This window comes from Hymenobacter actinosclerus (genome assembly GCF_900111515.1).
Taxonomy (GTDB): domain Bacteria; phylum Bacteroidota; class Bacteroidia; order Cytophagales; family Hymenobacteraceae; genus Hymenobacter; species Hymenobacter actinosclerus.
The window spans coordinates 1,068,359-1,080,102 of the sequence record NZ_FOHS01000001.1 but is presented as its reverse complement, the minus strand read 5'-3'; the positions used below and the strand labels follow the sequence as shown (position 1 = coordinate 1,080,102).

Sequence of the window (11,744 nt, the reverse complement as noted above, 5' to 3'; positions counted from 1 at the left end):
AAAGCCGACACCAGGGCATTTCGGCCGGCTGTTTGCTCTTTAGTGCAGACCTACAACGGGTAGGGAAGCCACCCGGCGTTACGAGTTAATCTGCTGGCTTGTTTTGCAGTAAGCGAAAGTAACTTAGGCGGCTTTCAGCTTCAGCAGGGCATCGGCTTCTGGCTGCTGGCTTGAGGTCTTGCTGCTAGTAAACTGGGAGTCAAGCCAGCATTAAACAGGGCATTGCTACATATGCAGGGTCGTCTCCCGGCATTATTCGCGCATCACTTTACCTTCAATGAAGCGAAAAAAGAAAGCCTGACTACCGCTAGGGCAATCAGGCTTTCTTTATAGCATGCGGTGGTCCGCACGTTGCGCCATTAGTCGTTGGCTTTCATCTTCTTTTTGGTCTTATTCTTCTTGTCTTTCACCTTCACATCAGCCGGCATTTTATCGGCATCGGTTGAAGACATTACGTTGGCATCCGACTTCGTTTCCACGGTGGTCGTGGCAGCGGGAGTCGTAGTCGTGGTAGAATTGATGGTGCCCGTAGCAGGATCCGTCTGCGTAGTCGTGCTTTGCTGGGGCGGCGTGGTTGTGGTCGTCGTGGTGTTGGTGGTTTGTGCGTTAGCGGCAGTAGCACCCAATACGAATACAGCAGCGAGAACAAATAACTTTTTCATGAGCAGGAAGGAATTAGCGTGAAGATTGCGAAATAACTGACCAGCTATTTCGAATTCAGGACTTCAACGAGATGCCCGGCCTACCGTTGTATTTTACCCGAATTATGCACGCTACTTCAGCAGCTCGTGCAGCACGGTTTGCATGGAAATCGTACGATTGCCGGCTTCCTGGATGATAAGCGAGTTGGGCGAGTCGAGCACGGCGTCCGACACTTCCACGTTGCGGCGCACGGGCAGGCAATGCAGGAACCGGGCGTCGTTGGTTAGGGCCATGTGCGCGGGCGTGAGCATCCAGCCCGGGTCGGTGCTGAGCACCTGGCCGTAGTCGTAGTAGCTGCTCCAGTTCTTGGCCTGCACGTAGTCGGCGCCTTCGAGGGCCTTGCGCTGGTCGTACTCGATGCGGGCGCCGCGGGTAAATTTGGGGTCCAGTTCGTAGCCTTCGGGATGGGTGATAACGAGGTCCACCCAATCAACTTCCGAAAACCAGTCGCAGAACGAGTTGGGCACGCACTGGGGCAGCGCCCGCACGTGCGGGGCCCAGGTGAGCACCACTTTTACGCGCTCGGTGCGCTTGGTTTCGGCTACCGTAATCAGGTCGGCGAAGCTTTGCAGCGGGTGCAGTGTGGCGCTTTCGAGGCTGATGACGGGCACGGTGGCGTAGGTCATAATCTTGCTGAAAAACACTTCGCCATAATCGGCCTCGCGGTCCGTCAGCGTGGGGAAGGTGCGCACGCCCAGCACGTCGCAGTACTGGCTCATGACGGCAATGGCATCCTTGATGTGCTCCTGGCTGGAGCCGTTCATTACCGCGCCGTCGGCCATTTCCAGGGTCCAGGAATCGGTGCCGGCATTGAGCACCCAGGCCTGCGCGCCCAGGTTGTAGGCCGCCTTCACCGAGCTAAGCCGGGTGCGCAGGCTGGGGTTGAAGAAAATCAGCCCGACGGTTTTGTTACGCCCAATATGCTGGTAGCCATAGGGGTTGGCCTTGATTTCGAGCGCCTGCTTGAGCAGGGCGTGATAGTCGCCCGCATCGGCGAAGGAGGTAAAATTTTTCATTTGGGGTAAGGCGCTTGGTCTGCGTCCGATTGGTTAAGCGACACTACGAAAGAACAAGGGGCACGGGCGGTGCGAGTACAGCTCCTGGCCGGGTACGCCGGTAGCCCCGTCAGCCGCAGCTCATGCATAAGTGCCGCCTCCTAAGCCGATTCCAGCAGCCCTGGCCCAGTGCCACATGCACCGTGTAAGCCGCCTGCCGAATCGAAAAGGAAACTTCGTTCTCATGCATGTTCTTCTGCGTTTCTGCTGGGAAACCCGCTGCGTCCTCTGCGGTGAAAACACTAACGTAACGTATACAGAGCCTCCAAAAACCGGTCAACTTCTGCCTTGGTAATATTGAGCGGCGGCAGGAGCCGGAGCACTGTGGGGTCGGAGGCATTGCCCACGAAAATGTGGTGCTCCGCCAGCAGCTTATCGCGCAGCTCTTTCACCGGAAAGTGGTATTTGATGCCCACCATCAGGCCGCGGCCGCGGATTTCTTTGGCCCCGGCGTGGGCCAGTAATTCCTGGCGGAGGTAGTCGCCCAGCTCGGTGGCGTGGGTGAGCAGGTTTTCGTCTTCGATGACTTCGAGCACGGCCAGGGCGGCGGCGCAAGCCAGGTGGTTGCCGCCGAAGGTGGTGCCCAGCAGGCCGTAGGAAGCTTGCAGCTCGGGCGCAATCAGGATGCCGCCGATAGGAAAGCCATTGCCCATGCCCTTGGCCACGGAAATAATAGCGGGCCGGATGCCGGCGTGCTGGTGCGCGAAAAACCTGCCGCTACGGCCGTAGCCGCTCTGCACCTCATCGGCAATCAGCAGCGCGCCGTATTGCCGGCACAGCGCCGCCAGTCCTTGCAGGAATTCATCGGAAGGGCTGATGATGCCGCCCACGCCCTGAATCGGCTCGATAATGACGGCGCACACGTCCCCACCTTGTAGGGCGTTTTCCACCGCCGCCAGGTCGTATTCCAGGAAACTGATGGCGTGGCCGGCATTGAAGGGGGCCACGATTTTGGGGTTGTCGGTGGCCGCCACCGCGCCGCTGGTGCGACCGTGAAACGCGCCTTTGAACGCCACCACGCGGGTTTTGCCGGTGTGGAAGGAGGCCAGCTTCAGCGCATTCTCGTTGGCCTCGGCCCCCGAGTTGCACAGAAACAGCGTGTAGTCCTCGTAGCCCGACACCCGGCCTAGCTTGCGGGCCAGCTCCGTCTGAATCGGAATCTGCACCGAGTTAGAGTAGAAGCCGATGCGCTGCAGCTGTTCGGTGAGGCGCTGCACGTAGTGCGGGTGGCTGTGGCCGATGGAAATAACGGCGTGCCCGCCGTAGAAATCCAGGTATTCCTGGCCCTGGTCGTCCCACAGCTTCGCGCCAAGCGCCTTCACGGGGGTGATATTGACGAGGGGATAAACGTTGAAAAGCTCCATATTGATTTAAGCGCTTAAGCTCCAAAAAAAGACCTTATTTTATCTTTGCCTGCCGTATACTTGCGTATATTTTTAGAACCAATTCCTGCTTATCAGCAGGAATGTTTTTACCGTAGATAGCAAGCCATCTATTAGAATTACAATTTGAAATAGATACTTCAGTTGTTCCAGTCCCGGCTTTCTCAGGCAAAATCATAATTACCGCCAAGCCATTAATTGTATCAACCCTTGCTTGATGCAACGTATCTGGCTTATCCAGATATTTATAATTACCTCGCGCAATTCGTTGTTTAGCATATACCATCTCACTACCTAAATTGCAGACTGTATCCATAGCAGCGGACTCGAAACCACTATCAAACTCTAGATTCAAGGAATCATTTGTAGCTAAGATGATATATCCAGGAGTCGAATCTATTCCTCTCTCATAGATTAACCTAGTGCCTTTTGGCGCATTGAACGTCCAAACATCATCAAGCTCATATACAACCCATGTAGAAGCATCTACGCCGGAATTACTTTGCCTTTTACAGGCAAAAAATACCCAGCACATCATAATAAATACCCCTAAATTCAGAACACGCATTATTATATATTTTTGATTAACTAGTTAGCAAATAGGCAGAGACACATCGACAGGTGAATACCAGATGAAGCATCACATTTTGCTTAAAAAAATAAAGCTTTCAACCCCAACCCCGTCGTTTCCGGCAGGCCAAACAGCAGGTTCATATTCTGCACCGCCTGGCCCGAGGCGCCTTTCACCAGGTTATCAATCACCGAAGTAATCAAAAGCTGCTTGCCGACTTTCTGCACGTGCAGCAAGCATTTGTTGGTGTTCACCACCTGTTTGAGGTGAATTTCCTTATCCGAGACCGTGGTGAACGGCGCGTCGGCATAAAACTGCTGGTATAGCGCCTGCGCCTCGTCCTGCGTCAACTCCGAGGGCGTGTAGACGGTGGCGAAAATGCCCCGCGCGAAATTGCCGCGGTAGGGAATGAAGTGCAGCTCGACGTCCGACTGCGACTGGAGCTGCGCCAGGCTCTCGCTGATTTCGCCCAGGTGCTGGTGCGTGAAGGGCTTATAAACGGACACGTTGTTGCTGCGCCACGAGAAATGCACCGTTTCGGCCAGGCTCTGGCCCGCGCCGGTCGAGCCGGTGATGGCCGACACGTGGATGTCGTCGGTGAGCCGGCCGGCCTGGGCCAGCGGCAGCAGCGCCAACTGAATAGCCGTGGCAAAGCAGCCCGGATTGGCAATGCTCTGGGCCTGTTGGATGCGACTCCGGTTCAGCTCCGGCAAACCGTACACGAACTCGCGGCCCTCAAATTCGGCATCTGCCGCCAGCCGGAAATCGTTGCTCAGGTCGATAACGGCGGTGCTTTCGGAAAGGACATTTTTGAGCAGCCAGGCCCTGGAATTGCCGTGGCCCAGGCACAGAAACACCACGTCCTCGTCGCCCGCCAGCGCGGAGGCAAACCGCAGCTCGGTGTCGCCCACCAAGTCGTCGTGTACCTGGTGCACGGGGTTGCCGGCGTTCGAAGAACTCACGATACCGCCCAGCTCCACGAACTCGTGGTGCAGCAGAATGCGGAGCAGCTCCCCGGCCGTGTAGCCGGCCCCGCCCACGATGCCTACTTTGATTTTGGTGTCTTGCATGTGCTATTAGTTCACCTCACCCGTTCAAACTCGCACTAATCTTCAGCTGATTGCCGAAAATCTTGATAAAGCCCTGGGCATCCCGCGAATCCCAGGCATTGTTCTCCTCCCCGTACGTGGCCACCTTCGACTGCATCATATCGTACTTCGACTCGATGCCGAGCAGCTCGAACCGGTAGGGCCGCAACTGCACGAATACCGTCCCCGAAACGTGCTGCTGCGACGATTCGAGGAAGGCTTCCATGTCGCGCATCACCGGATCGAGGTACTGGGCCTCGTGCAGCAGCGTGCCGTACCAGTTGGCGATGTAGTCTTTGTGCAGCAGCTGCCAGCGGGTGCTGGTGTGCTTTTCCAGCAAGTGGTGGGCCTTGATGAGCACGAGCGGCGCGGGCGCCTCAAACCCCACGCGGCCCTTAATGCCCAGGATGGTGTCGCCCACGTGCGTGTCGCGGCCGATGGCGAAGGCCGCGCCCAGTTCGTTCAGCTGCTGAATCAGCGCCACCGGGTCCAGCGTCTCGCCATTCAGGGCCACCGGCTCACCTTTCTCAAAGGTGATTTCCACGCGCTCCGAATCCTGGCGCTGCAACTGCGACGGGTAGGCACTTTCCGGCAGGGCCTCGTGCGAAGTCAGGGTTTCGACCCCGCCCACGCTGGTGCCCCAGATGCCTTTGTTGATGGAGTATTTCGCCTTCTCCCAGCTCATCTCGAAGCCGTGCTGCTGCAGAAAGTCGATTTCCTGCTGCCGGCTCAGCTTTAGCTCGCGGATGGGCGTGATGATTTCGGTGTCGGGCGCAATAACGGCGAAGGCCACGTCGAAGCGCACCTGGTCGTTGCCGGCGCCGGTGCTGCCGTGCGCGATGTAGTCGGCCTGGTGCTCGCGGGCGTACTCGGCCAGGGCCAAAGCCTGAAACATGCGCTCGGCACTCACGCTCAGCGGGTAGGTGTCGTTTTTGAGCACGTTGCCGAAGAGCAGGTAGCGCAGGCACTGCTGGTAAAAGCGCGTCGTCACATTAATTACTTCGTGCTGGCTGGAGCCCAGCTCGTAGGCCCGCGCCTCAATGGTGGCCAGCTCGGCAGCCGAAAACCCGCCCGAATTCACGATAACCGTATGCACCTCCAGTCCCAGCTCGCGGGTCAGGTAAACCGCGCAGAATGAGGTATCGAGGCCGCCGCTGTAGGCAAGAACTACTTTCTTCTTAGTAGACATGAGATGATGAGAAGTGAGAGATGAGAAGTGAGAGGTGAGATGGAATGTCATTCAGAGCGGAGCGAAGAACCCCGCTCGAACTTGTTAGAACAGCCGTTGGACGACTTCACGCGAGATTCTTCGCTCCGCTCTGAATGACGTTCTGTCTCGCTACTCACGTCTCATTACTCAATACTGAGATGGATTGCTGGCTGAAACGGTCGTTCAGCTTGTCGTAGACCATGCCGGTGCACAGGCACATGCGGCGCTCATTTTCCTGCAGAATCGGGTAGTTCTTGCAGCTGGCGCAGCCCTTCCAGAAGTCGTCGCTCTGGGTGAGCTCGGGGAAGGTAACGGGCCGGTAGCCCAGCTCGGAGTTAATCTTCATCACGGCCGCGCTGGTCGTGATGCCGAAGATTTTGGCCTGGGGGTACTTGGTGCGCGACAGCTCGAACACGCGCTCCTTGATGGCGCGCCCCAGCCCCTCCTGGCGCAGCTCGGTGTTCACAATCAGGCCCGAATTCACCACAAACTTGGCGTCCTCGAACGTTTCGATGTAGCAAAAACCCGCCAGCTGGCCCTCTACAAAGGCAATGATGGCATCGGCTTTCAACATCTTGTTAATCAGGTACTCGGGCTGGCGCTTGGCAATGCCAACACCCCGTTGCCGGGCCGATTCGGCGTACCATTGGCATAGGGTTTCGGCGTGCTGCGCATCGGCAGCTTCGGCAACTCGGAGCAACATGACGGAGGAGAAGTTAGCTGCGCAACAAGGCAGCAGGCGTGAAACACGAAAAGCAGACGGCGCGGGCCCCGTAGGCGGGGCAGGCGCCAAAAACAACCAGCCGCAACGCTCGGGTAGCGGGCGCGGTAGCGGCGAACCGGGAGGGCAGCGCATTCCGACACCGGGCCGAAAGAAAACACGCGAAAGATTACACTCGGACTAAGGGCAGTTGATTCAGAAATTTTCTCGGGGGCGGGCCGTTGGGCGGGCTCCGAACCGGCTCTTCGGCGACGAAGAACACGGAAATACCAGTGCGGCCAGCTTAAGCTGGCATAATTCGCACGACCAGGTTTGGTCGTCGCAACAGCGCAGTAGTAGAGAGGTGAATCATGTGCGGGCCGCGGGGCGGCAGGTTGGCTTTCAGCAATGACAGGATTGGAAAGCGAGACAAACGTAAATCTTTTTTCGGAAACTTTGCCCCAGTGGCCGCGCAAGTTTTTTTGCCGGTCCCGGCAGATGCGGCTCCGCAAGGCGGCTCCCGTCCGCTGCTTCGCCCTCCCGTTTGTACCCTTGTTATGGCTGAAACCCTGAAAATCTTTAAAATCGGCGGCGCCATTCTCGATGAGCCGGCCCAACTGAGCCGCTTCGTGGCCGCGCTGGCCCAGGTTGCCGGCCCCAAGCTGCTGGTGCACGGCGGCGGCCGCGGGGCCAGCCAGCTGCTGGCGCAGCTGGGCCAGCAGCCCCAGCTGGTGCAGGGCCGCCGCATCACCGACGCGGCCACGCTCGACATCGTGACGATGTTCTACGCCGGCAAAACCAACAAGCAGCTCGTGGCCGGATTGCAGGCCGCGGGGGCCAACGCGCTGGGCCTGTCGGGGGCCGATGGCAACGCCATCCGGGCCGTGCGCCGGCCGGTGGGCGCCATCGACTACGGCTTCGTGGGCGATTTGCCGGCCGACGCCGTGAACACCGGCTTGCTGGAGTTGCTGCTGCGCGCCGGCCTGCTGCCCGTGCTCTGCGCCATCACCCACGACGGCCAGGGCCAGCTGCTCAACACCAACGCCGACACCATTGCCCGCGCCGTAGCCGTGGCCCTGGCGCCGCGCCGCGCCGTGGAGCTGCATTTCTGCTTCGAGAAAGATGGCGTGCTGGCCGACGTCAACGACGACAACTCGGTAATTGAGCGCCTCACGGCCGCCGAATACGCCCAGCTGAAAGCAGCCGGCGCGGTGGCCGCCGGCATGGTGCCCAAGCTCGATAATGCCTTTGCCGCCCTGGAAGCCGGCGTGGCGCGCGTGGTCATCGAAAACGCGCTCCGCCTCAACGAACCCGTAAAAACCGTGCTATGCCGGAGCTAGATGAACCGCTGCTGACCCAGCTCACCAACGACGCCATCGAGCTGCTGACTCAGCTGATTCAGACGCCCTCCTTCTCGCGGCAGGAAGACCAGACGGCCGCTCATATCGTGCGCTTCCTGACCTTCCACGGGGTCCGGCCCGAGCGCAACGCCCACAACGTGTGGGCCGTGAGCCGGCACTACGACCCCCAGCGGCCCACGGTGCTGCTCAACTCCCACCACGACACCGTGCAGCCCGGCCCCAGCTGGACCGCCGACCCGTTCGGGGCCGCGCTAGAGGGTGATAAGCTCACGGGCCTGGGCAGCAACGACGCCGGCGCGGCGGCCGTGAGTTTGCTGGCCACGTTTCTGTATTTCGAGCAGCACCCGCCCGCCTTCAACCTCATCTGCGCCATCACGGCCGAGGAGGAAATTTCGGGCCCCAACGGCATCCGCCGGCTGCTGCCGCTGCTGCCCGAAATTACCCTCGGCCTCGTGGGCGAGCCAACCCAGATGGACCTAGCCATTGCCGAAAAAGGCCTCGTGGTGCTCGACTGCACCGCCCATGGCCGCACCGGCCACGCCGCCCGCGACGAGGGCGACAACGCCCTCTACAAAGCCCTCGACGATATTCAGCGGCTTCGCGAGTTCCAGTTCGAGCGGGTTTCCGACCTGCTGGGCCCGGTGAAGCTGACGGTGACGCAAATTGAGGCCGGCAGCCAGCATAACGTGGTACCCGACCGCTGCACCTTCGTGGTCGACGTGCGCACCAACGAGCTGTACACCAATCAGGAGGTGGTGGAGATAGTGCGCGGGCTGATTGGCGCCGATGTAGTACCGCGCTCCACCCACCTCAACTCCTCGCGCATCGCCCCCAACCACCCGCTGGTGCAGCGCGGGCTGGCCCTGGGCCGCCGTACCTTCGGCTCGGTCACGCTCTCCGACCAAAGCATGATGCCCTTCCCCACCGTCAAAATTGGCCCCGGCGACTCGGCCCGCTCCCACACCCCCGATGAGTACGTGTTGCTCAGCGAAATCCGGGCCGGCGTACGCGGCTACGTGGAGCTGCTGGCCTCTTTTGAGCTGTTAGCTGACAGCTATTAGCCGTTAGCTTCGTGCTTGAAACCTTATGAGCACCGGCTGCCCGACCTCCTTTTAACCTCTGCGCATACCTCCGCGAACCTCTGCGAGAAAACCCGTTTGAACGGTCAGGCATTCAGCCCAACCCGCAGCAACATCAGCTAACCGCTAGCAGCTGTCAGCTAAAAGCTTAACACTCCTCTATGAAAATCTGGGATAAAGGCATTGCCGTCGATAAGAAGATTGAACAGTTCACCGTGGGCTACGACCGGGAGCTGGACCTGTATTTGGCGCCGTTCGACGTGCGGGCCTCGCGGGCCCAGGCTAACATGCTGGCCTCGGCGGGCTTATTATCAGCGGATGAAAACGCGCAGCTCCAGCAGGGCCTGGGCGAGCTGGAACAACAGCTGGAGGCCGGCACCTTCGTCATCGAGCCCGAGTACGAGGACGTGCACTCCAAAATCGAGGCCTACCTGACCGAGCACTTTGGCGACGCGGGCAAGAAAATCCACACCGCCCGCTCGCGCAACGACCAGGTGCTCACCGCGCTCCAGCTGTTCATCAAAGACTACTGCCGCCGCACTACCGCCCGCACGCTGGAGCTGGTGGAGGTGCTGCTGATCAAGGCCGAAGCGCACCAGACCGACCTGATGCCGGGCTACACCCACTTCCAGGCGGCCATGCCCAGCTCGTTCGGACTCTGGTTCTCGGCCTACGCCGAGCACCTGCTGCTCGACCTTTCGCTGTTTGAGGCCGCCTACGCCGTGGCCGACCAGAACCCGCTGGGCTCGGGCGCGGGCTTCGGCTCCTCCTTCCCCATCGACCGCCAAATGACGACCCGCGAAATGGGCTTCGGCAACCTGGCCGTGAGCAGCGTGGGAGCGCAGATGCTGCGCGGCAAAACCGAGCGCACTCTCGCCTTCGCCCTGGCCGGCATGGCCACCACGCTGGCCAAAATGGCCTACGACCTGGTGCTCTACAACTCCCAGGATTTAGCCTTCGTGGAGCTGCCGGCCGCCTTTACCACCGGCTCCAGCATCATGCCCCACAAGAAAAACCCCGACGTGTTCGAGCTGATTCGGGGGCGCTGCCAGGTGCTCCAGGCCCTGCCCAACACGCTGCTGCTGGCCACCGCCGGCCTGCCCAGCGGCTACCACCGCGACTTTCAGCTACTCAAGGAAACCCTGTTCGGCCCCATGACGCAGCTGCTCGACATCCTCGACATCGTGCTGTTTGCCCTGCCTGAGCTGCGCATCAAGCCCGATTTGCTGAAGCAGGCCAAGTATGATGCCGTGTTTTCGGTCGAAAACATCAATCAGCTTATCCAGGCCGGGGTGCCGTTCCGCGAGGCCTACCAGCAGGTGGGCCGGGCCGTGGAAGATGGCTCCTACCAGCCCCACCGCGAGTTCCAGACTACGCACCTGGGCAGCGTGCACAACCTGGGGCTGGCCGAAATCCGGGGCAAAGTGGCGCGGTTTCGGGCCGATAGTCACCTCCGCGAGGCACCGGTGGGCAACTAGAAGAGTTTTTCCGGTCGTTGGAGATGTAGCGCGAACTTTGCAGTTCGCGGCCGCGTGCCGTTCGGGGACGACGCGAACTTTGTAGTTCGCGTTACTACCGGCCGGTCCCGCAAGTTCTATACTGACCTAAAAACCGGTGTAACTCACCTGGGCCAAAATTTTGCACCTGCCGGTAAACGCTCCGCAGTCAGTAGCTTATCACTTCATTTCATAGAGTGAGTGTTTGCTCACCCTCCGAAAGTGAGCTAACACTTACTGGCTTTCGGAATGTTTGCGTAAGTTTGCTCTCGCTAACGGCTGCTGACTCCCACTAGGCACCGTAAGCCAATTCCCCGCCCCGATTACCCGGCTGTACTCCCACCCACAGCCGGACTTCTCCGAAAGCCGCGCGGCCCTGCCCCGGCGCTGCCGCCCGCTGGCTTTCGGAACAAACGCAGCCGGCCGATTCGGAATCCCCGAATCGGCCGGCTTCTTTTTGGGCTTCCGGCAGCCACTTATTTTGCGGCGGCTGTACCAATTTAGGCTTTTGCGCCCGTAATTGCGGGTTCAATCACCCCGGACGCCTTCCCTGCCCGCCTGCCATGACCAACCGCAAACAGCACATTGCCGACGTGGCCCTGCGGCTCTTTGGGGAGCGGGGCTTCGACAACAGTTCCACCCAGCTGATTGCCCGCGAGGCCGGCGTTTCGGAAGCACTTATTTTCAAGCACTTCGGCTCCAAGGACCTGCTGCTGGAGTTCGTTATCCGCAGCGGCTACAAGCGCATCATCGAAGCCAACCGCGGCGGCCTCACCGAGCCCGACCCGCTTACGTTCATCCACAGCGTTATCGAGCTACCCTTCAAGCTCGTGCGCGACGAGCCGTTTTTCTGGAAGCTCCAATACCGCCTGGCCGATTCCGACATGGCGCGCCAGCAGCACGAGCGGTTTATGCGCCCGCTGCCGGTCCGGCTCCGGCAGGCCTTCGAGCAGCTCGAATACGCCGACCCCGACAAGGAAACGGCGCTACTGCTGCTGCTGGTAGAAGCGCTCTGGAAAACCGAAGCCACCAAAACCGAGGATTACGGCCAGGATATGCCCGGCTTCATCAAGAGCAAGTACCAGGCGCAGTAGGCTGCG

At 59.8% G+C, this 11,744-nt stretch carries 11 protein-coding genes; 4 read left to right on the top strand and 7 right to left on the bottom strand.

All coding sequences use genetic code 11. From position 1 onward, the window contains the following. Positions 1–359 precede the first annotated feature (359 nt). The 7 genes from BMY67_RS04665 to BMY67_RS04640 all read right to left on the bottom strand — a co-directional run bounded on the left by BMY67_RS04665 (position 360) and on the right by BMY67_RS04640 (position 6,711). On the bottom strand, positions 360–662 hold the full coding sequence (locus BMY67_RS04665) for a hypothetical protein (protein ID WP_092768813.1): 303 nt from the start codon (positions 660–662) through the stop codon (positions 360–362). A 111-nt stretch (positions 663–773) separates the two neighbouring features. Further along, on the bottom strand, positions 774–1,718 hold the full coding sequence (locus BMY67_RS04660) for a Rossmann-fold NAD(P)-binding domain-containing protein (RefSeq protein WP_092768810.1): 945 nt from the start codon (positions 1,716–1,718) through the stop codon (positions 774–776). Between the two features lie 281 nt (positions 1,719–1,999). Next, positions 2,000–3,121 (bottom strand): aspartate aminotransferase family protein, encoded by a 1,122-nt coding sequence (locus BMY67_RS04655; protein ID WP_092768807.1) that lies wholly within the window; start codon positions 3,119–3,121, stop codon positions 2,000–2,002. A 34-nt stretch (positions 3,122–3,155) separates the two neighbouring features. Next, the gene (locus BMY67_RS18815) at positions 3,156–3,707 is read right to left on the bottom strand and encodes a hypothetical protein (protein ID WP_143069697.1); all 552 of its coding nucleotides are present in this window, start codon (positions 3,705–3,707) and stop codon (positions 3,156–3,158) included. Positions 3,708–3,790: 83 nt separating this feature from the next. Beyond that, positions 3,791–4,780 (bottom strand): N-acetyl-gamma-glutamyl-phosphate reductase, encoded by a 990-nt coding sequence (gene argC / locus BMY67_RS04650; protein WP_092768804.1) that lies wholly within the window; start codon positions 4,778–4,780, stop codon positions 3,791–3,793. Between the two features lie 16 nt (positions 4,781–4,796). Then, entirely contained in the window at positions 4,797–5,987 is a 1,191-nt protein-coding gene (gene argG / locus BMY67_RS04645; protein ID WP_092768801.1) for an argininosuccinate synthase, read from the bottom strand. Between the two features lie 154 nt (positions 5,988–6,141). Further along, positions 6,142–6,711, bottom strand: a complete 570-nt coding sequence (locus BMY67_RS04640) for a hypothetical protein (protein WP_092768798.1) — start codon at positions 6,709–6,711, stop codon at positions 6,142–6,144. Between the two features lie 554 nt (positions 6,712–7,265). On the opposite strand from BMY67_RS04640, the gene argB reads away from it, so the two are divergent. From argB to BMY67_RS04620, 4 genes are all read left to right on the top strand, one after another. Next, positions 7,266–8,048 carry an acetylglutamate kinase gene (argB, locus tag BMY67_RS04635; protein WP_092768795.1) on the top strand — a complete coding sequence of 261 codons (783 nt, stop codon included), beginning with the start codon at positions 7,266–7,268 and terminating at the stop codon, positions 8,046–8,048. Next, complete coding sequence (locus BMY67_RS04630) at positions 8,036–9,130, top strand: M20 family metallo-hydrolase (RefSeq protein ID WP_092768792.1); 1,095 nt, start codon at positions 8,036–8,038, stop codon at positions 9,128–9,130. Before argB ends, BMY67_RS04630 begins: the two co-directional genes overlap by 13 nt. A 179-nt stretch (positions 9,131–9,309) precedes the next feature. Continuing rightward, the gene (argH, locus tag BMY67_RS04625; RefSeq protein ID WP_092768789.1) at positions 9,310–10,626 is read left to right on the top strand and encodes an argininosuccinate lyase; all 1,317 of its coding nucleotides are present in this window, start codon (positions 9,310–9,312) and stop codon (positions 10,624–10,626) included. 581 nt (positions 10,627–11,207) lie between these two features. Beyond that, positions 11,208–11,738 carry a TetR/AcrR family transcriptional regulator gene (locus BMY67_RS04620; RefSeq protein WP_092768786.1) on the top strand — a complete coding sequence of 177 codons (531 nt, stop codon included), beginning with the start codon at positions 11,208–11,210 and terminating at the stop codon, positions 11,736–11,738. Positions 11,739–11,744: the final 6 nt, after the last annotated feature.